Source organism: Paraburkholderia sp. PGU19, assembly GCF_013426915.1.
Taxonomy (GTDB): domain Bacteria; phylum Pseudomonadota; class Gammaproteobacteria; order Burkholderiales; family Burkholderiaceae; genus Paraburkholderia.
Window position 1 is genome coordinate 30,322 of record NZ_AP023183.1, and the last position, 26,320, is coordinate 56,641.

Annotated in this window: 26 protein-coding genes and 1 pseudogene; 16 read left to right on the plus strand and 11 right to left on the minus strand. The window is 57.4% G+C overall.

The genetic code is table 11. From position 1 onward, the window contains the following. The first annotated feature begins 422 nt into the window (after positions 1-422). The 7 genes from H1204_RS47180 to H1204_RS47210 all read left to right on the plus strand — a co-directional run bounded on the left by H1204_RS47180 (position 423) and on the right by H1204_RS47210 (position 7,719). Positions 423-1,517, plus strand: coding sequence for an acyl-CoA dehydrogenase family protein (locus H1204_RS47180; RefSeq protein ID WP_180736715.1), 1,095 nt, complete (start codon positions 423-425; stop codon positions 1,515-1,517). Between the two features lie 48 nt (positions 1,518-1,565). Further along, positions 1,566-2,765, plus strand: a complete 1,200-nt coding sequence (locus tag H1204_RS47185) for an acyl-CoA dehydrogenase family protein (protein ID WP_180736716.1) — start codon at positions 1,566-1,568, stop codon at positions 2,763-2,765. A gap of 21 nt (positions 2,766-2,786) precedes the next feature. Then, positions 2,787-3,590 carry an enoyl-CoA hydratase/isomerase family protein gene (locus H1204_RS47190; RefSeq protein WP_180736717.1) on the plus strand — a complete coding sequence of 268 codons (804 nt, stop codon included), beginning with the start codon at positions 2,787-2,789 and terminating at the stop codon, positions 3,588-3,590. Between the two features lie 102 nt (positions 3,591-3,692). After that, a complete protein-coding gene (locus tag H1204_RS47195; protein ID WP_180736718.1) occupies positions 3,693-5,357 on the plus strand; it encodes a methylmalonyl-CoA mutase family protein in 1,665 nt (554 codons plus the stop codon). Between the two features lie 7 nt (positions 5,358-5,364). Continuing rightward, positions 5,365-5,775, plus strand: coding sequence for a cobalamin-dependent protein (locus H1204_RS47200; RefSeq protein ID WP_180736719.1), 411 nt, complete (start codon positions 5,365-5,367; stop codon positions 5,773-5,775). Further along, positions 5,772-6,770, plus strand: coding sequence for a methylmalonyl Co-A mutase-associated GTPase MeaB (gene meaB / locus H1204_RS47205; protein ID WP_180736720.1), 999 nt, complete (start codon positions 5,772-5,774; stop codon positions 6,768-6,770). Before H1204_RS47200 ends, meaB begins: the two co-directional genes overlap by 4 nt. 157 nt (positions 6,771-6,927) lie before the next feature. Continuing rightward, positions 6,928-7,719, plus strand: a complete 792-nt coding sequence (locus H1204_RS47210; RefSeq protein ID WP_180736721.1) for an SDR family oxidoreductase — start codon at positions 6,928-6,930, stop codon at positions 7,717-7,719. 43 nt (positions 7,720-7,762) lie between these two features. On the opposite strand, the gene H1204_RS47215 is transcribed toward H1204_RS47210, so the two are convergent. The 10 genes from H1204_RS47215 to H1204_RS47260 all read right to left on the minus strand — a co-directional run bounded on the left by H1204_RS47215 (position 7,763) and on the right by H1204_RS47260 (position 17,923). Further along, positions 7,763-8,506 (minus strand): glucose 1-dehydrogenase, encoded by a 744-nt coding sequence (locus tag H1204_RS47215; RefSeq protein ID WP_180736722.1) that lies wholly within the window; start codon positions 8,504-8,506, stop codon positions 7,763-7,765. Positions 8,507-8,619: 113 nt separating this feature from the next. Further along, positions 8,620-9,120 (minus strand): SRPBCC family protein, encoded by a 501-nt coding sequence (locus H1204_RS47220; RefSeq protein WP_243469188.1) that lies wholly within the window; start codon positions 9,118-9,120, stop codon positions 8,620-8,622. 110 nt (positions 9,121-9,230) lie between these two features. Further along, entirely contained in the window at positions 9,231-9,647 is a 417-nt protein-coding gene (locus H1204_RS47225; RefSeq protein WP_180736723.1) for a nuclear transport factor 2 family protein, read from the minus strand. 83 nt (positions 9,648-9,730) lie between these two features. After that, positions 9,731-10,477 (minus strand): SDR family oxidoreductase, encoded by a 747-nt coding sequence (locus H1204_RS47230; protein ID WP_180736724.1) that lies wholly within the window; start codon positions 10,475-10,477, stop codon positions 9,731-9,733. A gap of 9 nt (positions 10,478-10,486) precedes the next feature. Further along, complete coding sequence (locus tag H1204_RS47235; protein ID WP_180736725.1) at positions 10,487-11,560, minus strand: phosphotransferase family protein; 1,074 nt, start codon at positions 11,558-11,560, stop codon at positions 10,487-10,489. Then, positions 11,553-12,794: an acyl-CoA dehydrogenase family protein gene (locus tag H1204_RS47240; RefSeq protein ID WP_180736726.1), complete on the minus strand. Its 1,242-nt coding sequence runs from the start codon at positions 12,792-12,794 to the stop codon at positions 11,553-11,555. The genes H1204_RS47235 and H1204_RS47240 overlap by 8 nt, the downstream gene beginning before the upstream one ends. A gap of 36 nt (positions 12,795-12,830) precedes the next feature. Next, the gene (locus tag H1204_RS47245) at positions 12,831-13,352 is read right to left on the minus strand and encodes a hypothetical protein (protein WP_243469189.1); all 522 of its coding nucleotides are present in this window, start codon (positions 13,350-13,352) and stop codon (positions 12,831-12,833) included. A gap of 43 nt (positions 13,353-13,395) precedes the next feature. Next, positions 13,396-14,781 (minus strand): aromatic ring-hydroxylating dioxygenase subunit alpha, encoded by a 1,386-nt coding sequence (locus tag H1204_RS47250; protein ID WP_180736727.1) that lies wholly within the window; start codon positions 14,779-14,781, stop codon positions 13,396-13,398. Between the two features lie 64 nt (positions 14,782-14,845). Next, complete coding sequence (locus tag H1204_RS47255) at positions 14,846-15,943, minus strand: NADH:flavin oxidoreductase (protein WP_180736728.1); 1,098 nt, start codon at positions 15,941-15,943, stop codon at positions 14,846-14,848. A gap of 402 nt (positions 15,944-16,345) precedes the next feature. After that, entirely contained in the window at positions 16,346-17,923 is a 1,578-nt protein-coding gene (locus H1204_RS47260; RefSeq protein ID WP_180736729.1) for an AMP-binding protein, read from the minus strand. A gap of 367 nt (positions 17,924-18,290) precedes the next feature. Between H1204_RS47260 and H1204_RS47265 the strand changes: the two genes are divergently transcribed. The 8 genes and pseudogenes from H1204_RS47265 to H1204_RS52320 all read left to right on the plus strand — a co-directional run. Further along, entirely contained in the window at positions 18,291-19,088 is a 798-nt protein-coding gene (locus tag H1204_RS47265) for an NAD(P)-binding domain-containing protein (protein WP_274608315.1), read from the plus strand. A 167-nt stretch (positions 19,089-19,255) separates the two neighbouring features. Continuing rightward, positions 19,256-20,167: an LLM class flavin-dependent oxidoreductase gene (locus H1204_RS47270; RefSeq protein ID WP_180736731.1), complete on the plus strand. Its 912-nt coding sequence runs from the start codon at positions 19,256-19,258 to the stop codon at positions 20,165-20,167. A gap of 124 nt (positions 20,168-20,291) precedes the next feature. Further along, on the plus strand, positions 20,292-21,161 hold the full coding sequence (locus tag H1204_RS47275) for an SDR family oxidoreductase (protein ID WP_180736732.1): 870 nt from the start codon (positions 20,292-20,294) through the stop codon (positions 21,159-21,161). A gap of 163 nt (positions 21,162-21,324) precedes the next feature. Beyond that, positions 21,325-21,612: a hypothetical protein gene (locus tag H1204_RS47280; protein WP_180736733.1), complete on the plus strand. Its 288-nt coding sequence runs from the start codon at positions 21,325-21,327 to the stop codon at positions 21,610-21,612. A gap of 140 nt (positions 21,613-21,752) precedes the next feature. Then, positions 21,753-22,313 (plus strand): cob(I)yrinic acid a,c-diamide adenosyltransferase, encoded by a 561-nt coding sequence (locus H1204_RS47285; protein ID WP_180736734.1) that lies wholly within the window; start codon positions 21,753-21,755, stop codon positions 22,311-22,313. Next, positions 22,310-22,438, plus strand: a complete 129-nt coding sequence (locus tag H1204_RS52860; RefSeq protein ID WP_274608317.1) for a hypothetical protein — start codon at positions 22,310-22,312, stop codon at positions 22,436-22,438. The genes H1204_RS47285 and H1204_RS52860 overlap by 4 nt, the downstream gene beginning before the upstream one ends. Positions 22,439-22,916: 478 nt before the next feature. Beyond that, positions 22,917-23,465, plus strand: a complete 549-nt coding sequence (locus H1204_RS47290; protein ID WP_180736735.1) for a cupin domain-containing protein — start codon at positions 22,917-22,919, stop codon at positions 23,463-23,465. A gap of 378 nt (positions 23,466-23,843) precedes the next feature. Further along, positions 23,844-23,996, plus strand: a pseudogene (locus H1204_RS52320) (IS110 family transposase); the annotation flags it as partial. A gap of 362 nt (positions 23,997-24,358) precedes the next feature. Here the strand turns inward: H1204_RS52320 and H1204_RS47295 are convergent. Beyond that, complete coding sequence (locus H1204_RS47295) at positions 24,359-24,589, minus strand: hypothetical protein (protein WP_180736365.1); 231 nt, start codon at positions 24,587-24,589, stop codon at positions 24,359-24,361. Between the two features lie 1,047 nt (positions 24,590-25,636). Between H1204_RS47295 and H1204_RS47300 the strand changes: the two genes are divergently transcribed. After that, positions 25,637-26,284 carry a TetR/AcrR family transcriptional regulator gene (locus H1204_RS47300; RefSeq protein ID WP_243469191.1) on the plus strand — a complete coding sequence of 216 codons (648 nt, stop codon included), beginning with the start codon at positions 25,637-25,639 and terminating at the stop codon, positions 26,282-26,284. The last annotated feature ends 36 nt before the right edge of the window (positions 26,285-26,320 follow it).

The following is a 26,320-nucleotide window of genomic DNA, read 5'->3' on the forward strand; positions in this document are numbered from 1 at the left end:
CTACGAAATTAGATGGGTCAACTCGGTCCAAGGTGGGCGGCCCACCGGTCGAGGCGTGGCATCGACGTTGGCGGGAATGTCTCCGTCTGACGTCTGTTAAGGAATACAAGCACCGGCGTCGTAGGTGATGCGGAGGTAACCTCGCCTAACGCGCAATGTCTGTGCGCCAGTCGAGCCGGTGAGCATCAGCATGGTGGTGCTTGATGCGGATGTCATGCCGACGGCGGCATCTTGACAGCGCCGTCCCGTGGATTAACCTTTACAATATTCGCGACGCCCGATAAAGTATGTGAGCACACGATATTCATGTATATCTAATGTTTGACGCTAGGCGTCGGAGACAAAAGTAGGTCCAGTCGCAGCGTCGATTCAAATCGCACGCCGTTCAGGTGTTGTTTCCCGAGGTGGTTATGAGTTCTCCGTTGGACCGCGAATCGAAGAGCATTATCGAAAATACCTTGCTCCGCTTCATCGCAGAGTCTTATGAGCCCGCCGTACGGCATCAGCGCGTGAAACAAGGCGAGGTGAATTGCTTACTGCACTGGCGGCTGTTGGCGGAGCTCGGCGTGCTTGGTCTACCTTTTGAAGAAGCTGTTGGCGGCTTGGGGGGAGCCAGTGTCGACGTCGCCGATGCTGTGACAGTGCTAGCTAGAGGCTTGATCCTGGAGCCATTCATCGAGGCCGCGGTGATTTCTGGAGGCGTTCTTGCGCTTGGCCGCAATCCAGAGCAGCGGGGGCAAGCTGTCGCCCAAGCGATCGAGGGGGCCAGCGTAACGGCAATGCTTGGTGGCCGGCCAGGTGTGCCGGATAAGCTCTCTTACAGAAAGACCCTCGAGGGTTACCGATTGTCCGGCAGCCTGTCGCTCATTCCCTTCGCCGAGCAAGCCGATTTCTGGCTGCTGGCGGCGGTTGCCGACGATGGCGCGCAGGCGATTTTCCGGGTTCCCCGGTCCGAGACGCGAGCGTCCGTCGCCGGCTATCGGCTCATGGACGGTAGGCCGGCGGCAGATATTGGTTTCGACGACACGACCATTCCTTCATCAGCCGCATGGCTTGAAGGGGATGCTGCTCGTGGAGCCATCGACCTCACATGCCGGCGCGCCGTCAGCGCTTACTGCGCAGACGCGGTTGGCGTCATGGCGTTGCTTCTGGAAGTGACAGGGGAGTATCTACGTACTCGAGTGCAGTTCGGCGTCACCATCGGACGTTTCAGGCAATACAGCACCGTTACGCAGATATGCATATGGGTTTCGTCCAGGCACAGGCAATTGCACTCGAGCTTGCCGGCCGTCTCGATGCCGCGACTCCCGAGGAGCAAGCCTGGCTTTGTTTTGCCGCGGCCTCGGTGGTCGAGCGGGCAGCGAGACTGGTTGGTCAGGAGGCCATTCAGATGCACGGGGCATGGGGGTGACCGACGAACTGATCGTCAGTCACTGCAACGCAAGGCTAGTGGTCCTGACGCGGCTGATACGCGCTTGGGTCGACCAAAGCGTGGCCTCGCGAGGCGAGTAGAGTAGTTCGCTTTGCAGTGACCAGGACGAACGCAGAAACATCAGGAGACAACGATGGAGAGTGGCGCAGATCCGGGATTCGACGAGGCCGCGTTTCGGCAAGAGGTCAGCACGTTCGTGCGTTCCGAACTCGCAGTCGAAACCAGGGATAAAGTAGAAAACGGCCTTTACCTCGAAAAATCCGACTACGTTGGCTGGCAAAAAGCGCTGTACCGTCGCGGTTGGTTCGCGGCGACCTGGCCCGTCGAGTTCGGCGGACAAGGGTGGTCAATGCGAAAGGAACACGCCTTTTTGCAAGAGTGTGCTCTCAATGCAGCGCCCATGATCATCCCTTATGGCGTCAGCATGGTCGGTCCCGTGCTCTATACCTACGGCAATGAAGACCAGAAGCATCGGTACCTGCCAGGTATCCTGAGCAGCGACACCTGGTGGTGCCAAGGATACTCGGAGCCGAATGCTGGCTCGGATTTGGCCTCGTTGTCGACATCGGCGGTGCGCGATGGCGAATACTACATCGTCAACGGCACAAAGATGTGGACGACCGAAGCGCATTGGGCCGACATGATGCATTGTCTTGTTCGCACCGACAGTTCCGGCAAGAAGCAGCAAGGCATCAGCTTCCTTTTGATTGACATGCGCACGCCTGGCATTACGGTCGAGCCGATTGTGACGCTGGACGGGGAGCACCATACGAATCAGGTGTTTTTCGACAACGTCCGTGTGCCCGCGGAGAACCTGGTCGGTGCCGAAGGCGAAGGCTGGAAGATTGCGAAGTTCCTGTTATCGCGCGAGAGAACCTCGATCGCGGATACCGGAAGCAGGATCCGACAAATGCGTCAGATCAAGGACACGTTTGCCCACTATGTCGCTCGAATGCCGGGTGTGGAGCGAACGCTCATGCAGGCACGGATGGCGGAAATCGAAGCGAGTCTCACCGCGCTGGTCGCCTTGGAGCGTCATTACTTCGATGAATGGGAGGCTGGACGCGATGACGGTGTCGCCGCGTCTGTTCTGAAAGTGCTCAGCACGGAACTGCTGCAGCGGATGACCGAGTTCTGGCGAGATGCGCTTGGCGTGTACGGGGCATGCTATGACACGACCTGTCGCAGAGAAGGTGGGCTCGGCGCGTCGGAGCCATGGCGGCAAGCCGCGGCGATCAACTACGCATACCTCTACGGCCGATGCTGGAGCATATTCGGCGGTTCCAACGAAATTCAGCGCAATATCATCGCTGGCGCATTGTTGCGTCGGTGACCTTTGCAACAGGATATCAATATGAGCGAACCTCTTTTGCTGGTTTCGGAATCCGATTCGATATTGGAACTGGTATTCAACCGCGCATCCAAGCTCAACGCGATTAACGGCGAGATGTACGATGCGCTAATCGCGCAGACGGAGCGGTTCGCCACCGAACCTTCACTGCGCGTGATGCTGATTCGCGCCCGCGGCAAGTACTTCAGTGCAGGCGTCGATCTCAACAGCGAACTTGGCCCCGATCCGCAGTTGGCCAGTCCTGCGGCGTTCCGCCAATGGTATCGCGAAGGCCGTGGCAGCTTGCATCCGTTGCTCGACCGCTTCGAAGTCATCGAAAAGCCTATCGTCGTTGCGCATCATGGTCCATGCCTTGGAGGCGCGCTGGAGATGTCACTGTCCTGTGATTTCCGCCTTGCGGCGCACAGCGCCCGCTATGGCCTGCCGGAGACTGCCTTCGGCAATATTCCAGGGTCCGGTGGCACGAGCCGGATGGCACGGCTCGTGGGGCCTCAGTGGGCACGCTGGTTCATCATGGCGAATCTGCAGATGGATGCTGCCAAGGCCGAGCGCATCGGCCTGATTCACGATGTCTATCCCGACGACGAATTTGAGGCAAGAGTCCGCGACTTCTGCCTTAATCTGGCGAAGCAGCCTGCCGAAGCCATCGGGGCCGCGAAGCTTGCCATCGAACTCTGTGCCGACCTCGACCGGGCTCAGGCGCGCAATGTGGAGCGCATTGTGGCCAGCGGCCTGTTTTTCGGCGATGAATTCCGCAGCTTGTTCGCGGCGCTGCGCGAAAAGCTGGGCAAGCGGTCCCCGGCGTAGCTCGCTGCATGGAACTGATTGGCGAGGGCCCAACAACTGTGCGCTTCCGTCATTTTGGGAACTCAGAAATGAAGCGCTTCTTTTGGAGGCGACAGGAGGGACATGAAAGCGAACAACGGTGATGCGCCCCTCGCGGACAGTATCGCGAACGTTGAGGTCAAGCTGTCGCGGACCGCCACGTGGAGTGGTATTGAAACGAACGCCAGCTACGGCCCGGTGGACGTCGGGAACGTTGATTACGAGCGCGATCTCGGTGATCCGGGACGATACCCGTATACGCGTGGCGCATATCCTCAGATGTACCGAAGCCGCATGTGGACGTTGCGTAATATCGTTGGCTTCGGAGCGCCGGAGGACACGCGCGGCGGAATCGAACGCGCCTTGCAGATGGGCACGGCGGGCATCAATATCGTCGTCGATACGCTCGGACAGGAGGCGATCGACGCGGACCACCCCGCGCTTAGCAACGACGCCGGCCAGGAGGGCTGCTCGATCTCTTGCGTGCGAGATATGGAGGTGCTCCTTAGGGGTATCGATGTAACTCAGCAGGATGTCGCATGGCACAGCACCATGATGACGTACCCGCTTGTCGCAGCGTTGGCGCAGAAGCAGGGCAAGGACATGGCGAAGCTGGAAGGTTCGCACATGCCGGACCATCTGCAGCTAAGGCTTGCTGGCTGGAGTGAAAAGATCGTTCCCGCGGAGCTAGGCCATCGCACGACTGTGGACTGCATCGAGTACAGCGCGAGGAACAGTCCTCGCTGGGCATTAGGATGTCCGCAGGCCTACGACATGCGCGAGCGAGGCCTCGGTGCCGCCGGCGAAATCGCCGTAGGCATGGCGATCGTCAACCAGACACTTACGGACCTCGCGGCACGCGGCATGACGGCGGATCAAGTCTGCCCGAGTATGGCCTGGGTGTCGCCGTCGGACATCGACTTTTTTGAGGAAATAGCGAAGTTCCGTGCCCTGCGACGCATTTGGGCTCGCACAATGAAGGAACGTTTCGGAGCAAACGATCCCCGTGCGCAACGGCTGCGAATTGCATGTCATACCTCCGGTCGCTCCCTTGTGTACCAGCAGCCGCTCAACAATCTGTCCCGTGCTGCCGTCCAGACGCTGGCAGCGCTGCTCGGCGGGGTGCAATCAGTCGAAACCTGCACTTACGACGAGCCCGTCTGTATCCCGACTGAAGAAGCCCGGGAACTGGCTACGCGGACTCAGCAAATTCTGGCGCACGAAATAGGGGCGGCGCGCGTCGCCGATCCGCTCGGCGGAAGCTATTACATAGAGAGCCTCACGAATCAGGTTGAAGCCGATGCGTTGACGATGCTTGCAAAGATTGAGGAAATCGGGCTGGTCAAGGCTGTGGAGGGCGGTTACATCGAGGGGTTGATGGATGAGTTCAACTACAACCAGAAGCAGGAACTCGACAGCAAAAAGCGGATACAGGTTGGGGTAAACGCGTTCGTCCCCAAGGACGAGCCGCCTCCCAAGCGCTTTTCGTTCGACCAGAAGATGATGGCCAGCCATCTGCAGCGCTTCAAGGAAATGAAGGCGGCCCGCGACCCGCGGCGACTCGCCGAGAAAATCGGAGCGCTCTACCGCGTGGCGAAGCGCCGCGAAAATTCACACCAGGCCATGATTGATGCGTTGATCGCGGACGCTTCCATCGGCGAGGTTTGGGGCACGGTGCGTGTGGCGAATGGGCTACCGTACGATCCCTTCAGGGTGATTGAATCACCTTTTACCTATACCGAGAGCTGAGAGAAATATGACCGGTGAAAGGAAAATTCGCTGCCTGCTTGGAATGCTTGGCACAGACGTGCATACCAAGGGAATCCGTACGTTGGCGCAGTTGTTTCGGGACAACGGCATCGAGGTCGTGTACCTGGGCGAGCACAATACTGTCGATGGTATGGTAAATGCGGTGATTCAGGAGGACGTCGATCTTGTCGGCATCAGTTTCTCGATCGCTACCTATCTTCACTATGCGAAAGAGCTCATTGACACAATGAACGCCCGCGGCGTCGGCCACGTGCCAGTAATGGTAGGAGGTCTCGTGCATCCTGATGATCATGAGCCGCTGAGGAAAATCGGCGTATCAGGAATATTCGGTCCTGGCTCGACTACGTCGGAGATATTGGCCTTTGTTCACGGCGTTTGCCTGCCTCCTGTGCAATGAGTCAACTCGAACAGATGTCAGGCGCTCAACAGGTCGATGCCGTCCTGTCGGGAAATCTGCGTGTCGCTGCACGGCTGATCACGAGAGCTGAAAACGGAGATCCAGTTATCCGTGACGCCGTGAAGCAGCTTTACCGCCATGGGGGGCGAGCGCAGACCATCGGCATCACTGGTCCTCCAGGCGCAGGCAAGAGCACCATGCTAGACCAGCTCGTTGCGAAGTATCGACGACACGGAAAGCGAGTCGCAGTCCTCGCCGTAGACCCGTCGAGCCCGTATTCGGGGGGGGCGCTATTGGGCGATCGGCTTCGCATGAATCGTCACGATTCCGATCCTGACGTGTTCATTCGGAGTATGGCGACGCGCGGAGCACTTGGCGGCCTCGCGACTGCCGTAGGTGACGCTCTCACTATCATGGACGCGATGGGTTGGGATGTCATCTTCGTCGAGACCGTCGGCATCGGCCAGAGCGAAATGGACGTAATGCGCTACGCGTCATGTATCGTCCTTTTGCAAACAGCGTTAAGCGGCGACGAGACCCAGTTGTCCAAGGCTGGCATTCTTGAAGTCGGGGATATCTTCGTTGTCAACAAGGCCGACGTTGCTGGGAGCCATCGGATGGTCAACGCTCTCAGGGAGATGCTCCACTCCCGCAATGACCAGAACACTTTGAGAGGCTGGTATCCCGATGTCGTCGCGACCGAAGCGACCACAGGGCGCGGAATCGATGAGTTGTATGAAAAGATTCAGCGTCGCTTTGACTTTCTGAGCACGCATCCCGCGGCGGCGCAAGAATTATCGTTGACGCAATTACGAGCCCGCGCGTTCGAGATCGCAAAGGACGTGATAGGTCGTCGCATCGAACATGAACTGGACGGGCGTGGAACCGATCCTCAGCTGCTCTTGGACGCGTTGAGTCGCAAGATCGATCCCTATGATCTCTCGGACTTCCTGTTTGGCAAAGCCTCTGCTTCATGCGATTTCAGCGCGGATTGATTGGTCGCCACTGACGCGGAAGCCCGGAAGGCGTCGCCGTTTGCAGGACAACTGGTTCGAAAGCCCACACGGCGTGTGACAGGAGGCGCTGGCCTCCTCGACGCCGGCTAACGGTTTTGGTTGAAGATCTTTGAGTACTCAATAGATGGGGCGGAATATGGAAGCGGGACAGAGCTGGCTTGCCGAAGAGCCAAGATTCATGGAAGGAGTGGCAATCGTTACCGGAGGGAGTGGCGGTATCGGTCGCGAAATTGCGCTCACACTGGCACGTGCGGGGAGCGACGTCGTGCTGACGTACGGTCGGAATAGAAAGGCAGCGGAAGAGGTGGCGGGACAGATCACAGCCATGGGTCGAAAGGCGGAGATCGCGGGACTGATGATTCAGGATGCGGCAGACGTATCCAGGTTCATCGACGACGTGACGTCGCGCCATTCAGCTTTGCACTCTGTCGTCTATGCTTCGGGGCCCGGCCTGCACATGGACCTGATTGGCGACATCGATCCGAGCAAGTGGGCAAATGTCATGGCAGTCGATGTCAACGGTTGCTTCAACCTTGTTCATGCGACACTGCCACACATACGCAAAGCTCGCGGGGCTTATCTTGCCGTCATCACCGCGGCGGTGGAACGTGTGCCGGCCAGAGATATTCAATCGGCAGCACCAAAGGCAGCGATCGAAATGCTCATGCGCGGCGTTGCGAAGGAGGAGGGGCGCAATGGCGTGCGCGCGAACTGTGTTGGGCCCGGTTGGATCAGAGCCGGCTTGGGGCAGCAAGTTATCGAACAGGAGTTGACGCCTGAAGCGGTGGCGTTGATCACGAAGAGTATTCCCCTGCGGACCATGGGCGAGGCCTGCGATATCGCGGACGCCGCGCTGTTCCTGCTCTCTTCGCGTGCCCGCTATATCACTGGCCAGTCACTCGCTGTCGACGGCGGCATGCAAACCTGATCGAAACAGGCCCTCCGCGATCGGCGAATCGCGGCGGCTCCCGTTACTGACAACTGATCCCGCCATCCACGACAAATTCAGCGCCCGTCGAAAAACGCGATTCGTCACTGGCCAGAAGAAGCACGACATTTGCCACCTCATCAGGTTCGCCCCACCTGGCAGCGGGCGTTGCCGCGATAAATTGAGCGATACTCGCTTCGGATTCCGGTGTCGGTGCGGTCATCGGCGTACTGATCATACCGGGATGAACTGAGTTGACCCTGATGTTATACGGGGCGAGCTCGATAGCAGCTGATTTACTCATGCCACGCACCGCGAATTTCGACGCTGTGTATGGTAGAACGTGACTCGCACCGAACAGACCCGCGACCGAGGAAATGTTGATGATGGATCCTCCGCCGGCGCGTTTCATTGATGGAATGACGGACTTCATGCCGAGGAACACAGAGACCTGATTGACGTCGATGACGCGTCGATAGTCGCTTTCTTCCATCCGTTCGATGGCACCATACACGACGATGCCGGCGTTGTTGACGAGTACCGAGACGGGGCCGAATGTTTCCTCTGTCGCACGGATAACGCGCTGCCATTCGTCTTCCTTGGTTACGTCCTGATGAAGGTAGCGCGCGTTTTCCCCCAAGGAAGATGCGGTCGCTTCTCCGATCGAATCGAGCACATCGGTTAGTACGACCTTTGCGCCCTCCTCAACCAATCGGCGCGCGTGAGCGGCGCCCATCCCCTGCGCCGCGCCCGTCACGATAGCGACTTTTCCACTCACTCGACCCATTTCAGTCTCCTTTAGATATAGGCGTTGGCCACGGGGCCGGCGAGACTGCAGCCGCCGCGGGGGCAGCCGCCGATGTGCCCGTCAGCTCGTTGTGGCGGGAATCAGTTAGCTATTTACGCCGCCGTGCGACGCTTTGCCAGGTATTTGTTGAGTCCGTCAAAAATCGCATCGTAGACCGCTTCGACGGTGTCGCGAACCACGTCTACATTGCCGGGGTCAAGAACGTCAAAGGTGGACGTAATCGTCATGCGACAGCGGTCTTCAGCGATAGGATCCACATGCCATGAGGCGAGATAGTTTCGCACCCCCACGAGAAAGCCATCGCTAGCGTTGTAGTAGAGCCGGTGCGCCAGATGATCTTCGTGAATCAGCGTCTCGCGATTCACGACGGGAAGACCGGCGCCATCGGCGTTCGATCGCTCGATTACCTTCGTACGTGGCACTTTGCCCTTCTCGCCCTCGAGGTACGCTCTGCCGGCCTTCATGCCTTCCTTTTCGACATCGTTGCCCCACCAATCCAGGTTTCCCCAATCGGTGAGCAATTCCCAGAGCGGCTCCACATTGCTTTCGATGATTCCCTCGCGCATGCCGGAGCCTCGTTGCACCTTAGACATTTGAAATCCTCCTTGTTGAGACCACTTCAGACTGGAATAGACAGCCGACACGGATATCGCACGGCCGCTTGTTGCCCATTTCTCTCTTGATCGCTCTGCCCGGAATCGACCTAAGCGCCGACCGCTTCGGGCGGAAGAGTCGGTCGAACTTTCCGCCTCGCGATCTTCCAGGAACCACTGACCTTGAGATACTCATCCTCGTACTTGATCTGATAGCGCGTGCGCTCGCCACTTTTGCTGATTGCGTCAACGAGACTGAAGACAGTCCCGCGAGCGGCATCGCCCTCGAGCGACCAAATGATGTGATTGCTCATCAGATGCACCACGTGCTGTGTAGTGTCGACGATTTCTCGACCGTAGCGGCGGATAGCCTCATGGCCCTCGAGGAGACCGGTGCCCAGCTCAGTCTCATCGAGGATCGCAGCTGGAGTGAATACGCTTACCCAGTTATCGATATCAAAACAATCTACGAAATAGGCGTAACGGTGGCTCAATTCCTGAATGGCCAAGCGATCTTCTACATTCATCAGGACCTCGCGGAAACGTTGAACTAGTTCCAGGAAAAGCTGCCGTATTCGGCAAACAGCAACGATCTTGAGGTGCAGCGTGGCTATGGGCGGCCACCATCAACGCGGATCAGCGCTCCTGTCGTGAAACTCGCGTGTGTGGACGCAAGATACATGACGGTCGATACGATCTCCTCGGGTTCGCCGTACCGCTTGATTGCCGACTTGATGTTCTTCTCCTTGTCTGGCGACCACGACTTTGCAATGTCGGTCCGAAAGCTTCCGGGAAGAACCGCGTTGACGCGAACCTTCGGAGCATATTCGAACGCATGCGCGATGGTGATCGCATTCAATGCAGCTTTGGCGCCCGCGTAAGGCGCGTATTCAGGCTGTGGCCGGATCGCGCCGATGGACGAAATATTGATGATGCTTCCGCCATCACCTTGCAGCATGCGGCTTCCAACCAGTGCGGTCATTCGGAACGGACCTTTTAAATTGACACCGATCACCTTGTCGAACAGCGCCTCCGAGGTTTCAAGTGAACTGTCGGAGAGGGGGGACATTCCGGCGTTGTTGATCAAGATATCGATCTTGCCGAAGCGCTCGTAAGCGGTGTTGACGAGCTGCTCGCAATCATCCCAATGACCCAGGTGCGCACCGATGCCCACCGCGCGCCGGCCGAATTCCGCCTCGAGCTGCGCGGCCAGCCGCTCGCAATTTTCGGCGTTACGGCTTGCGATCACCACGTCGGCGCCTTGCTCGGCAAACGACCGCGCGATGGCCGCACCCAACCCCCGGCTGCCACCTGTAACGAGAGCGACCTTGCCGCTGAAATCGAAATATTGCTTCATGTTTAGGTCCTATTCTGGAGCGGTGAGCGTCTTTCGCGCGAGGGCTGCAATGGCGGCCACCCGATCCTGGGTGTGTACGATGCGCCGGTTCGCGTTCGTTCCTTCGTGTGCACGCTTCAAAATCCCCTGGATCATGACGGCATATCTGAATTGAACGAAGCTCAAATAGAACTTCAGGTTGGGTATAGCGCTGATGCCCGAGCGACGACAGTAGCTCTCGATATAGCTTTCCATACTGGGAATGCCGAGCTTTTTCAAGTCGAGTCCGACCAATGTCGTTGCGGTGCCTTCGACGTAGCCTGTCGGCTCCCACCACGCGCGTGTGTTATGTGCCAGATCGACATACGGATTCCCAAGGGTCGAGAGCTCCCAGTCGAGAACAGACTGTACCTTGGCCTCAGTCGGGTGGATCATTGCGTTGTAAAGGCCAAAGTCACCGTGCAGAATTGCCGTCGGTTCATTGTCTGGAAGTCGCTCCTGGAGCGCCCTCATCAACCAGTCGATATCGGGCAGTTCGTTGAGCTTGGACTGCTCGTAAATGGTGCACCAGCGCTTCAGGTTGCGAGCGGTGAAGCCACTTTCCCTTCCGAATGTCTCCAAACCGAGCGCCCTATAGTCGAGCTGATGAAGATTGGCCAGAAAGCCGTTCAACGAGTCGTAGATGAGAGCTCGGTCCGCCTCATCTACATCTGGCAGATCGGCATTCCAGAATACCCGTCCCGCGACGAATTCGGTGACATAAAAGGTCGAGCCGATGACAGATTCGTCCTCACAATACAGCGCGGGGCGAGGGACTGGAAATCCAATCTCCGACAGCGCTTTCGTGATTCTGTATTCGCGATCGATCGCATGAGCGGACGGCAGCAGTGGGCCCGGAGGCCGACGGCGCAGCACATAGCTCTTGTCTCGTCCGCTCAGCTTGTACGTGGGGTTCGACTGGCCGCCCTTGAACTTTTCGACGTGAAAGTCTTTCCCCAGCTCCTCCAGTCGCGGAACCAGGAACGCCCCGAGCCTTTCCGCATCAAGCGCAAGGTGTTCGGGAGGTGCTTCAGTGCCGCTCAACATTTCCTGGCGATCATTCATGCGCGCGAACCTCATTTGTGTTCGGCGATGCGTACTTCTTTAATTCGTTCAGCGCGATAACCCGGTTATGGACCTCGTCGGGACCATCGCCGATCCGCATGACCCGGAGACGCGCGAAGGTATACGCCAAGCCGAAATCGTCGCACATGCCGGCAGCACCAAACGCCTGCTGGACAACGTCACACAGACGCTGGGCCAATTCTGGAACGATCACCTTAATCTGGGAGATTTCGCTGCGGGCATTCTTCACGCCGACTTTATCCATGAGCCAGGCTGTCTTATAGACAAGAAGCCTGCTCATTTCGATATTAATGCGGGCTCGAGCGATGCGTTCCTGCCAGACTCCTTCGTCCGAAAGGCGCTTGCCGAATGCGACCCGCGAAGATAGCCGCGTACACAATTTTTCGAGGAGGCGTTCCGAAACACCGATGATCCGCATGGCGTGGTGTATTCGGCCGGGCCCCAAACGGCCTTGCGCGATTTCGAAGCCACGGCCTTCACCAAGTATGACGTTTTCGGCAGGCACTCGAACATTCTCGAAGAGAATCTCGCCGTGCCCGTGCGGGCGGTCATAGTAGCCGAAGATCGGCAGCGGCCGGACGAACTTCACGCCGGGCGTGTCGGGCTCCACCAGGACTTGTGTCTGTTGCAGATGACGTGGGGCGTTCGGGTCGCTCTTACCCATCACGATCATGATTTTCATTCGCGGGTTGAAAGCGTTGGTGATCCACCACTTCCTGCCATTGATGACGTATTCATCACCATCGCGTTCGATCCGGGTCTCGACATTGGTTGCATCGGAAGACGCCACCGCCGGCTCGGTCATCGCAAAGCAGGATTTGATCTCGCCGGCCAGCATGGGCTTCAGCCATTTCTCTTGCTGCTCCGGGCTACCAAACAGCGAAAGGACATCCATGTTGCCGCTGTCCGGTGCGTTGCAGTTGAACACTTCCGATGCCCAATGGACCCGACCTAACGCTTCGGCAACGGGCGCATAGTCGAGATTGCTCAGGCCCGGCCCGTGGCGCGGATCGTGGATGTGCATGTTCCATAGCCCGGCTTCTCTTGCCTTCTGCTGAAGTTCCAGCATGATGGGCGGAACGCGCCAAGGATCGTCGCACTCATGCCCGAGCTGTTCCTCGTAGAGCGCCTCGTTCGGATAAATGTGTTCGCTGAGAAACGTCTGTACTCGCGCGAGCCACTCTTGCCCGCGCGGACTAAAGTCGAAATCCATCTAGGGCCCCTTCGTCGACCTGTGCGGAAGAGCGAGTTAAACGAATTCCACTCCAAGGGACTGGGTCGGAAGGTGAACCTCAGACTTCCCAGCCGGATAGAGATCGAAGACGCTCCTATCCACCTTCATGCCGCTGAATTGCTCAATGATCATCGGCCCGGTACAACATTCGAGCATGCGGACGCTGTGCTTTTGAAACTCCGGCTCTTTGCGCAGCCGCTCAAGGATCTCCTCGCTCTTCCACGCAGCAATCACCACCCAAGTGTTTGGATCACGAGCCCATCCGTGGAATGCAAAATGCGCATGTTCTTCATACCATGGTTCGGCGAACGCGAACATATCGTTAAGCGCCGACAAGAACTCTTCGCGGCGCGCCGGATCTACCGGGTACCTTGCCAGAAAGCAATTCGAATTATGGAACCATCCTTTCGCCATTTTTTGTCTCCTGAAAATGCGGGTACCCAGAGGTGCAGTACCTACGTTTGCGAAACCCATATCTGTCGGTTCACCAGATTCTGTTGCGGCTGCCTGCGCGCCAATTTTCGGATCGGGGTTCATCACGCTCGCTAACCACATTGCCCGGCTTGCGAGCCTTGGGAATTCACCCGCGGCCAATGAGCCGGTCGATCTCGGCATGGTAGTGCCGGATACGACACTCCGATTCTGATAGAACGTAACCGTCAAACGCCATGGATTCGATACCTTTTTGCACTTCCGGCACTCGCGCGGCGTCTTGCGCCAATACGGAACCGAAATCGGCAAGGGTTTGCGGGATGATTTTCGCTGGCCGCTCCGATCCATCCCAGCCCGGCGGCGACATAGCCTCGGGCCCGAATTGGCCGGGGTCCATCACCATGTCCTGCGTTCCCCCCACCGGCAGGCACAGTGAGATCGCCCGGTAATAACTCTTGCTAGGATCACTTTCGTGCGGCGAAAAAATCTGGATCAGAAGTGCGTCGCTGAATGCGTTGACCGTAATGTTCGGGAACACAAAATAGTTCCAGTCATCGTTGATCTGTGCGTCACTTAGACGGTCGAAATGCGTGTATCCGTGGCGCTGCGCCCATTTTCTCCGAACATCGACGAGCGCCTTGTAGTATTCATGGCCTTTCAGATCGGCGTAGTCGTCCGGATTGCCACCATAGAACTGCAGGAAACCCTTGAGCGCATCGGTCACTGTTTCCCGATCCTCATTCCTGCTTGTAACGTAGCCGACGGGGATGATCATCCGGCTATTGCCATTAGAGTAAAGGTCGTACTGGCACTCGAGAGTCTCGGTGAACGTGAGCAGCTGAGGATGCACGTCGTCGGCGTGATAAAACTCAATGAAGGCATCGAGGGCCGTTTTCCAGTTCGCGTTCCAGCACGTTTCGATGTCGCGGATCACCCGATACTTTTCGAAGGGGTAGGGCGCCAGGTGCTTCGGGATAATATCCAGATGTTCTGCCAGCGACTTGCCTGAAGGGGCGACACTGATGAACACCAGGCTGTTCCAGACGCCGCAGCGGATGGGTTTTAAGCCCGGGCGATGTGTGACGGCTTCCTTTCGGAAGAGGAATTCGTCTCGGATTTCTACATTCTTGCCATCGAGACCGAACTTCCAGCCATGAAAGTCGCATTGAAAGCAGCTTCCGTTTCCTGCGTTGCCGAAGTCGGCATGAACGATACGGTTGCCGCGATGCGGGCAGAGGTTGAAGTATGCCGCAATACCGTCATCGCCCTCGGCGTTACGGACGACGATGAACGATTCCTTGCCCAATTCAACCTTGAACCAGTCACCGATGTTCGGGATGTCATGTGCGAGCCCTGCAAATACCCAGCTCCTGGTCCACATGTGCTCCCATTCGAGTGCCGCTTCCTCATGCGTGTAATAACGCCGCGGGTCGATGCGTGCCTTGCCATTGTCGACATAAGGCGCCTTGGCTGCGGGGCTGCCGGGTTCAGCGTCTGGATAGGCCACAAAGCCCGTTTTGTAGTCGTAATTCATTGCCACCGTCTCCTCGCAAAAGCAGATTACAGGCTGCCGGCAAATTCCAGCGATGCCGTGAAGTTCATGTCCGCGTTTCTTCTTGGGCTACAAGCCCGGGAAAGGTGCGGAGGTAAGCGATAAACTCTTGACTCACACCCTGATCCTGCAGGTGTTGCACCGCTATTGGCTGTGGCGGAGAATCGTAGTTCGAATCGCGCCGCACTCGCTCAGGGAAGTCGTGGCGCAGAATGCCTGCGCGGCCGATCGTGACAAAATCGCAGCCAGCTTCAATCACGCTCGCCGCCAGTGCGGCACTCATCACCTTGCCTGCGGCGCCCAACCGGACGTTCCCACGCGGGAGCTCCGTGAAGTAACTCAATAGCGTCCGCCCATGGAATTCCTCTTCGTGGGGTTGTTTCGTCACGTCCCACAGCGACAGGTCCAGATAATCGATCTGTTCCTTCCGCATGATTTCCGCTGCCAGCTCCCGTGCCTCGGCAAGGCGCATTCCGAAGCGCTCCGGCGAGAGGCGAAGTCCAATCTGAAAGTCGTCGCCGCACTGACCACGGATTCCGTCAATGACCTCCAACATGAGTCGCGAGCGATTTTCGAAGCTTCCACCGTAGCGGTCATCGCGCTGGTTAATGATCGGCGACAGGAATTGCGCGAGGATGTAACCGTGAGCGCCATGTATTTCGACTCCATCGAAACCTGCTTTTTTCGCACGAAGTGCTGCCGCGACAAAGTCGTCCCGCAACTCTTCCACCTCACTCAAGCTCAGCGCTCTGGCGCCGTTACGTGTATTGTGCGAGGGAGAGACGGGGGTGCCGATCAGTTCAGGAGAAGCGCGATCACCACCATGATAGAGCTGCACGGCAGAAACGCAGTCGTGCGCGCGAATGGTGCTCGCGAGGCGGACGAGTCCCTCAATGTGCTGATCACTGAAAACTCCGAGTTGGCCAGGATACCCCTGTCCGACGGGTTGGACGGGGGCAGCCGCGGTCATTACCAGTGCAAAACCTCCCTCTGCACGCATCTCCAGCCAACGGATTTCGTCGTCGGATAGACGACCGTCGGCAAAACTTTGCTGGTTGGTAAGCGGTGCAAGCATGAATCGATTCTTCATTGCTGGGCCCCGCGCCAGCGACAGTGGCTCAAAGAGTCTGTCATGCGACATCATCGTCTCCAATCAGAGCCAACTCACTGCGTTCAGTCGCTTGCCCGGCGCCGATGGACGGCGTCCGCACCGGGAACAACAACGCGTTGTCCATATTGCAATCCCTCGTGATCAGATCAAAATCAAGCAACGTCGATTCGCCGTTGCAGGAGTCCCCGACTTTCTTGCAGGCAGCCACAATGGAGGGCCGCGGAGAAGGGCATGTTGTCCTTTCTTTTGATACCGTAGCATACGATATAGCTATACACAATATCGCTTCTCATCGACCGCTTCCTCTGCATCAGCGCTGTACGTGCGTGACTTTTCAACCCGTTCCATCCCATTGTGTCCGGCAGCCGAAAAAGAGTAGCGTCGCGGTTTGCCTGGATGTCGTCGGGACAGCGACGCGCTAATAGAGCGCGTCGTTCATTGTGCGTGAGTCCGCAGCAAGTCGCGCAGAACGAACTTTTGAACCTTGCCTGTGGCCGTGACCGGCATCGCATCTACAAAGCGCCAGATGCGGGGTATTTTGTGGCGTGCGATCCGGCCGTCCAGAAAAGCGTTCAACGCTTCAGCATCGCAGCTATGCCCCTGCTTGAGGACAACTGCGGCGGCTACCTGCTCGCCCCATTTCTCGTCGGGCACGCCAAACACAGCCGACTGGAGCACTGCCGGATGTTGCGCCAGCAGGTCTTCAATCTCGCGCGGATAGATGTTTTCGCCGCCGCGGATGATCATGTCTTTCAGGCGGCCGGTGAGCTGCACGTAGCCATCCGGGCGCAGGATGCCGAGGTCTCCCGTGTGCACCCAGCCGTCACCATCGATCGCCTCGCGCGTTTTTTCTGGCATGCGAAAGTATTCCAGCATGCGACAAGGCGTTTTCACGCAAATCTCGCCGGCTTCTCCGACTGCCACGGCGGCGCCGTCGGGCCCCAGGATTTTCACTTCCGACTGCGATAGCGGCGCGCCGACGCTCTGCGTCAGCAACTCAATGCTGTCGCCGCGGCGGGAAAGACACATCGCGCCGCCGGCCTCGGTCTGACCGAACACGACCATCGGTTCACATCCAAAGCGTTCATGGACCAGGCGGATCAATTCGGGCACCACAACGGTGCCTCCAGTAATCAGTACCTCTAACTGAGAAAGGTCAGTTTGATCGAACTGCTCGCTTTCGATCGCGGCGAGAATCATCGTCGGCACTGCCATTGTCATTCGCACGCGGTAACGCTCGAGCGCATCTAGCATCGCCTCGGGATTGAACTCGGGCAAGAGTACCTGTGTCCCGAGGCTTGCCATACAGCCGAGCGTCATGGTCACACTTCCGCCGACGTGGAACATCGGCATTACTGTGAGCCAGGCGGAGCCCTCGGCCATGCCGATGCGCGCCTGCGTGAAGCGGGCATTGTTCACGACACCGGCGTGGCTGAGGACGGCGCCCTTTGGTTTCCCCGTCGTGCCAGAGGTGAAAATGATCAATGCTGGCGCTTCGGGCTGTACCGTCGGAAGTGACGGTGGCGTGTCGGCCGCACTGGCGACGAAGCCCTGCCACGCGTCAAGGTAGAACACCGATTCGAGCATGGGCAATTCCGGCCGCACCGCCTCCAGCACAGCGACGTTGTCCATCTTTCGGAACACGCGTTCAAGAAAGATGCCGCGCACCTCGGCCTGCTCGAGAAGGTACTTCAGTTCCTCGCCGCGGCACGCCGGATTAAGCGTCACGAGGACGATGCCGGCTAGAGCGCCACCCAGGTGCAACATTAGCAGGTTGGAACTCGCGCCCGCCCAAGTGGCGACGCGGTCGCCAGGGGCGAAGTGGGCGAGCAGCGCGGCGGCCGCTCGTTCGGCCTCGGCCTGCAGGTCGCGATATGTCCAGCGCTGTTCCTCGTGCCCTTCCGTGCGCGCCGGGACGATCAGAGCCGTAAGATCAGGTCGCTGCCGGCTAGCCGTGCGCAGCAGGTCGCCAATCGACCAAGGGAGGAAATCCATATCGGGCTCGCCGATCATGTAAGAGCGTCTCCGTGTCTTGTTTGTTGGACTGCATCGTCAATGGTACTGTACAACACGGTATGGTGGGATACAATAAATTAATGATGATTTGATCGCGCGGTGCTGGAGGCAAAATGCTCACTGCGGATTCCCTCCGGGAAAGTCAGTCTGTGTTGTGCAGAAGGTTTGGCGCCGCGCCACGATCTTTTTGCGCAAACCCCTTTGCATCTGCCGCTCGGCTTGTTGAGCGACAGACTGACCGTCGCATCGAGCGCAGGGCGCTTGGGGCAGTCGGGGTAGCGATCGATTGACATGGCCATACAGCATCTATATGGTATGCATGGATACCAAGTGACCGGACGTATCGGCACTCGGCGCGCGTGCGGTGAAGTACCCGTCGTTTGATAAAGCTTCAGATTACCAGGAGATCGAATTCATGAAAATCGGCGTTATCGGCACAGGTCACATAGGGAAGACCCTAGTCCAAAGGTTGAGCGCAGCCGGGCATGAGGTGAAGGTTGCTAACTCACGAGGACCGGACAGTATCGGGGCCGACGTGCTGGCCTTCGGGGGGCGTGCAGTCTTGTCTGCCGAAGCGTTAGTCGACGTTGACGTTGTGATCCTCTCGATTCCCCTGAATCGCATTCCTGAGATCGCGTCGCTGACCGCTGGCGTCCCACCGGAAGCAGTAATCGTTGATACTTCGAACTACTATCCCGTGCGTGACGGCAGCATCGGCGCGATCGATGCCGGGCAGGTCGAGAGTCTTTGGGTCACGGAGCAGTTGGGACGTCCGGTCGTCAAGGCATGGAACGCCATCGGCTCGGACTCTTTCGCGAAGAAAGGCAAGCCCGCAGGCAGTCCTGGTCGTATCGCTATCCCCGTTGCGGCCGACCGCGAAGCGGACCGCAAGGTCGGAATGGCTCTGGTGGAGGACACCGGGTTCGACGGATTCGATGCCGGTCCACTGGCTCAATCGTGGCGACAGCAGCCTGGTGCGCCTAGCTATTGCACTGACCTCACCCGCGAGGAGATGCCTGCGGCACTGGCCGCCGCCGAAAAAGCGCGATTGCCTAAGCGGCGCGATCTGTCATTTGCGGCAGTCATGGAACGGATCGAGGGAGTCGCATCGAATCCGGATGCCGAATACCTCGTCCGACTTAATCGGACGTTATTTATGTGATTCCGCATTGCAATCCCTCATCAGGGGTTGCGACATGCATTCGTCCGATGGTTGGGCAATCCCGACAGCGAATTCCGGGTTTGTTATGACCTACGATGCAAATAAGACGCAGGTTGCTTTCTGAAGCGAGCATTCCGCGCCGGGACTAAATTCTGAACGGAGTTACCATGCCATTAATCGGCCTTACCCTTGATCGCACGACCCATCAGTTGCCTGCGGAACAGCTTTCCAACCTGGTGACGAAGATAGAGCGACTTGGTTTTGAAAGCGTATGGCTGCTCGACTCGTTCGGGCGTGAACCGTTCTTGGCATGCGGATTCATGCTTTCGCGCACAAGCACATTGAAGGTGGCGACAGGGGTCGCGACCGTCTATGGCCGGGATCCGACAGGAGCTGTCCAAGCACTTCAAACGTTATCCGAGTTTTACCCTGGCCGATTTATCATGGGCCTCGGCGCCTCCAACCCAATTGTGATCGCCAAGCGCAAGGGCGAGTGGGTGGCACCACTGCCGAAGATGACCTCGTATCTCGAAGAGATGGCGGATGTGAAACTCATTTCCGCAATGCCCGAGCGTATGGCGCCCTTGTATATTGCGGCCCACGCGCCCGGGCTGCAAAATCTGGCAACGAAGCATGCTCAGGGTATGGTCACATGGATGATGCCCAACCCCGTCATCAAGGAGGCGCGCGAACGCGTAGGGGCGGCCCTGAACATTACGTCCCAGATCCTGTGTGTAATGACTTCCGATGCGAACGAGGCCCGATCCGTTGCTCGCGCGTATCTGGCGATGTACCTCGCGCTTCCGTACTATCAGACCGCCTTTGCCAAGGCTGGCTTCGACCCCAGTGATTGGAGCGAGGGCGGTAGTGACCGGCTTATCGACTCCATCACCGCTTGGGGAAGTACTTCTGACATTCTTGCACGGGTAGAGGAATTCGGAAACGCCGGCGCCGACCGAGTGGTGCTCAATGTGGTTCACGAAGATGAAACGCAACGCGTGGTCGGGAAGCCACCCGTCATCATCGGGGATTGGGAAGGTATTGAGGCCCTGTCCGCCATTATTCGTGAGAAACAGTAGGGATGGTCAGCTTGCCATTTGCAAGACCGACATCCACCAAAGGCGACACTATCTGTCTGGACTGTTTGGGCCGGCCTCAAGACATGACGCCGGTAGCATCATGCCTCGATAGGGGGGAACACGAATGGGACGTTTGTCTGGAAAGGTTGCGGTCATTACGGGTGGCGCATCGGGGATAGCTTACGGCGCGGTCGAAATGTATGTAGACGAGGGTGCAAAGATCGTCGTTGCGGATATACAGGCGCAGAAGGGCGCGCAATTGGAGCGACGTTTTCCTGGGTCGGTCTATTTTAGCGCCTGTGATATACGCAACGAAGCGGACATTGCTCGGACGATGGCGATGGCCGACGAGAAGTTCGGCGGCCTTGATATCGTCCTCCATGCAGCGGCCTCGGTGGATCACAAGCAAAAGATCGCCGACCTTACGGCTGAGGATTGGGATGATGGACAGGCCAATCTTTTGCGTAGCCATGTGATGTGTATTAAGCACGCGATAGGCCCAATGCAAAGGCGCGGAGGAGGATCCGTAATACTAGTTTCGTCTGCTGCTGCCGAGAATTTCTCTCCGGCTGCAAGTATGGTGTACGTTGTTTGCAAGGGCGGCGTGCTTTACTTGGCGCGCTGGGCCGCATTTGAGCTTGCCGGCAGCAATATCCGGGTGAATGCGATCGTTCCAGGCGCATTTGCGACCTCGATGTGGGGGCAACTTGTCGGGGCAAGCAGGGAGGTGGCCGATATCATGCCGGCGCATCTCGATGAAATGATGGCCGGATCGCAGCCGCTGCCAAGACCGGGGAAACCGTTGGATATCGCCTATGCGGCGACCTACCTGGGTTCGGATGAGGCCGGGTTTGTGACTGGGGCGCAGTTTGCAGTGGATGGGGGCCTCTCGATCTTCCGGCCGGCCGTGCCGAAAGAAAAGGTCATGGATTACCTCCAACAAGCAAAGACGCAAGCTGAAGAGGAATTGCGGTCCATGGGGAAGGCGACTTAGAGCATTCGTGAATTGAGGTCGCTATTGAACTTGCTGGGGGAAGGGCGCATGCATTCGGGCCGGTGATGAGAGCTGGTGTCGAAGTATATTGATGGCATAACGAAGTGCCCCGCGTTGGGGGAATCGGTGGACATTTCTCATGTCGAGACAACAGGTGCGCGATATGAAGCGCGAGATCAAGCTGGGAATGAATTCTGATCACGCACCGGAAGCAGATGCGGCAGCCAGGACTGCCGCATTCAAGCTGCTAGATCGGAGCATAACGTTTGGTCATCGGCGCCTCGCCATTATCCGGTTTGTGATGGCCGCGGAGATCGGCGCTGCCGTCACACCCGATCAAGTCAGGTACTGCGAAGACGCGTTGACGATATGTAACGATGCTTCGCTCAGTCAGTCGTTTGCGGCGGCTTTGAAAAAGCTTTTCGTTCTTGCCCCGTCAGATCTGTTGTGAACAGGAATGACCAATGCGCAGGCCGGTTCATCGGTAGGGGCCTGAGTCCGATGAGCAGTTGCAGGCGATCGATGTCGCGCATATACCGAACCGCCTTGATCGGACTCGCATCATGTCCGGTCCACCATGATGAGGTAGATATGGGTAACCGTCTCAGCAAGGTCACAACGCGCACAGGTGACGATGGGACTACCGGGTTGGGTGACGGTAGCCGGGTTCGAAAAGACAATGCGCGCGTTGTCGCGATCGGAGAAGTTGACGAACTGAACTCACACCTTGGTGTTTTGTTGTGCGAGGGCATGTCCAATGATGTGCGGGAGGCGCTCATCGCTATTCAACATGACCTGTTCGACCTTGGTGGTGAGCTGTGCATACCCGGTCACGCCATGATATCGGATGAGCATCTGGAGAGGCTCGACGGCTGGGTGATGCAGTACAACGCCACCATACCACCGCTTCAAGAATTCATTCTGCCGGCAGGTTCTCGGCCCGCAGCGCTCGCTCACGTGTGCCGAACGGTATGCCGGCGAGTCGAGCGTTCTATCGTGGCGCTCGGGCATTTTGAGCCAATTAACACGGCGCCGCGGCGGTACGTGAACCGTCTGTCGGATTTGCTCTTTGTGCTGGCGCGCGTGCTCAATCGCGCTGACGGAGGAGGTGACGTGCTGTGGCACCATCATCGGGTGGTCAGTCGAACATGATCGATCGCCTGCTTTTCGATGTGGGGCAGATCGACGATGGCGCCGGACTTCTGGGCCATGTTCCATATCGTCGCGCTGTCACGAGCGTGACGGTCGGCGGACAATTTCGTCATTCGACCGACTGAACTGTGCGATTCACGGACATCATTTCACTTTTTTAGAGCGCCGTTTTCGTGGCGCGTTGGGAGATGTTCGGCGAGGATCTTGTCCACGGGCCATTCGCCGTGCAGAATTCGTTCTTTCGTTTCGTCTCATAAGCGACCGGGCAACTCATCTTCGGCGCGAATTGGCTGGACAGCGCCGATGTCCCTGACCGTCGGCCAAATGACGGTCATACGCGTTAGCGCATCACACACGTAATCTGGGGGCACGTTGACGGGCGAGCTAGCCACGCGCTGTTTCAACTCGTACAGCCCGTGGCCCTCGCAGTGATACGTGTGTCGGCCTTGAGCTCCGCATTAAATCTGCGCACTCCAGGGTTCGCCACTCACTCTTTCGCTGTCAGTCGCGTATCATCGAACTGGTCGCAACGCTTTAAGCTCAGACCGAGTGGGCGTATTAGTCAGTGTAACTTTCGGAAGGTTATTGCCAAAGGAGACAAAAATGGACGATGAGACGACAACATCACCAATGAAATCCCGTTACGGCATTGTAGTTTTCCGCGAAGAAAAGGCCGAGTCGCTGGATGAGGCAGGTGTAATGGTCAACCATAGCTCAAGTGTGGCAAATGCGGGCATTCGGAAGGTGGTGGAGGCGGGACTTGAAGAGGGTTACGTGGCGAAGTGCCTGTTTCGATCACCTGATCCCGATGGGTTCACATTGATCTATCTTTGGTTCAAAGGCAATTACGTCCTTCCGACCCACACCCACAATACCGATTGTCTGTACTACGTGATAGCGGGAGAAATTCATCTTGGCAAACAGGTGCTAACCGCGGGGGACGGCTTCTTTTTGGGAGCAGATACACCGTACGGCTACACCGCGGGACCGCAGGGAGTGGAAGTTCTCGAATTTCGCAATTCGACTGCGTTCGACATTACGGTTCGTGACGGGATGGAAAAGGCTTGGGAGAAGCTCGTCGGAATCTGCGAAGCGAATCGCGAACTCTGGAAAACGCAGAAGCCACCTTTACGACAACCCAAGGTTGTCTAAATAAGCACGCGCTGGCGGCGATGAGAGAATCCCGTTGCTCTGGGTAAAAGCGGCGGTCGACGCGTAAGCGCCGTCGCGTGATCGGTAAGGAAAAGTATTTAGCAGCAGCCCGGGCGTCGCTTGACCGGCCCAGGTTTCGCTTGACCTTTGACGCACATGTGTGGAGGGTAGAGAGCGGATTAATCAAAAAAGATGTCCGTTGACAATTTATTGGGCATAGCAGCTGTGCGATGTCGGGTTCGTTCACGGGCCTCAGAGCTAAGAGGCGGACCCTCGCGGGGCCGACGGCATCAAATTGCCCAAATGGGAAGATCATTGAAGTCTTCACAGGTTTTAACCGGGGGGGGCCGAAATGAAGTATGCGACGGTCGGGGTGGACAACGGAAGCGCGCCGCATTCCTCGAGAATTTCGCGAATCGCGAGCCTTGCCTCGTCGGAATGGAGGCCTGCGGCGGCGCCCAGCATTGGGCACGGCAATTGATGGAGATGAACCATCGTATCGAGCTGATGCCGGCGAAGTTCGTTAAGGCTTGCCGAGCGTTTACCGGCGATGCTGATCGACTCGTTACGCGAACTTTGGATGACTTTGATCGACTCGGCAAACAGATCGCTGACATGGAGTGGCGTTGCACACGTGGATGACGGAGGACAAGGCATGCAAGGCAATCGCCGCGATCCCCGCTGTTGGCCTGCTGACGGCGCCGGCCACTGTTGGGATTCATGCAAGCTCCGAAGTAAAGGCAGGGCGCCTGTTGTGCCTCTTTTGTGCCTCTTACGCCCAATACGTACTCGACAGACTATGAAATAATCAAAGACACCGCCGGGGCCGCAGCGCCAAAAAGCACTTTGACTCTCGTGCGTGATTCATCGAACGTAACCGAGGTGTGAATTGCTTAGATGTCCGAATCAAAGTCAGTAGAAAAAGTACGGCTTGGAAATTCAATACGTGAAGTATTGACTTCGACGTGCGTTCGCGTCTCTTTGATGGCCGACCGTAATAGCGCATCGGCAAACCGCTGCAGAGCCTGCAATGACCCGGTCACACTGCGATATTCTATACGACCGATGCGCCCGTCGAGGAGAACTTGCAGCCCCGCGTCTGCCGCAAGCTTCAAAATGTCCATAGTCCCTCCGAAAAACATATATGACCGGCGCGCTGAGATCTTCAAGAATCAGCGTTTCCAGGGGTGCCTTGTCCCCGACAGCACCCCAACTGAAACAACAACCTACGGGAATATCCGAAGGCTGCCAACAGGAAGCGCAACAATAAACGTACAATTCCCGGGGTAGTATGCGCATCGTGTTTGGGATATTTCCTCATCGGAAATGCTCCGCGCGCGCCAAGCGACAGCGAGAATAAAGATGAACAATGCTGCTACGACTCCCAACACACGCGCCCGTCGTCTCATGGCACCACTCCTACTCGGAAATCGGTCGATACCCGCCTCGGCGTAACCTTGCAATCTGGCATATCTATTGCCCGCAGCCCGCGCCGTTGGATATACACCCCGTCCACACATACTCCTCCGCTTGTCGGCGACCTTTTATTCGAATCGTGGGCATTCGCGCATTACTGGTCCTTCCGACGTCGGCGGAAACACGTGCCACGCGCCGTCATCGTGACGAAAAAAGTAAATCGCCAACCACTCGTCCTTTCCTGACTTGTGAGCGCGTACGCACCGATTTGCGGGCCATAGCGAACGATTTAGTCGCGTTACCCGGATGGAATTCGCTGTCGCGGGCGCTAGCCACTTGTCAATCGCTGAACGTAAAGATGTCTGCCGAGATGACAACATTGCTGCCTCCTTGGGGACTTTCGACCACGCGATCGCTATCGAGGGGCGCGCCGAATAATAAGTCCGTTGACTAAATACTAGTAGTCGGTTGACCCAATATCAAGTGTTTGGATGGTCAGGATAAACACCTACCCTTGTGAGTTCTGGCGGGCACCGGCTCGCCTTTGATCCCGTTTTGCACGGTTAATTAGTCTTTTGACGTATAATGGGCGGCGAGAAGCAGCTAGTCGCTCCGACCCGGAAGTTGCGAGGAGCGGCTCGCCCGGGCACGGCGAAAGCCATTACGGCTTTTGACAGAACCCAAAGGCGACGTGGTCAAGTCTCACGTGAACTGGAATATTTGCTGGAAGGGGAGAACTGCCGCAGATGAGAGACATGACGATTACTTCGGCAGACGTCGTCGGCGCCACACAGCCTTCGCCGAAACAGCGGGGTAACAGGGCGACCCGCGTGCCAGCAATCCTCGAGGTGGCCATCAACGTGTTTGCGACGCTAGGTAATGCCGGTTTCACCCAACGTCGGATCGCGAACGATGCCGGAATTCGCCTGAGAACCCTGCAGCATTACTTCGGTACTCGGGAAGAACTGTTGCGCGCGACAATCGAAGAAAATTCCCAGCGTCATTTACGACGCTATATGGCGCTTGCCACGGACAAGCGCTTGTCACCCGAGCGCCGTCTTGACGCTATTGTTGATCAAGCAGTCGCTGTGTTGACCTCGCCAGAATCAAATGTCAGCGCCTTCACTATAGAGTGCTGGAGTCTTGCGGCGCACGAAGAATTCGCGCGCGCTTTGATAGAAAAGTTAACGGGGGAATATCAGGGTTTGCTGGTCCGGCTTGTAGGAGAGATCAATCCGACCTTGACCGTCGCAGAATGCACCCTACGCGGTGCCCAATTACTCTCGCATCTGTGCGGCCTATTTATTTATATCCGGCAAGCCGGTGTTAACCGCCCGGACATGGACGCGTTTCAACGGGTTACGAAAGTCGTATGGAAGGCTATCAGCAAAGCACCTCAGTAGCGTTTTTCACTTTTCGCTGTGTCTGGTGTTTTTGTT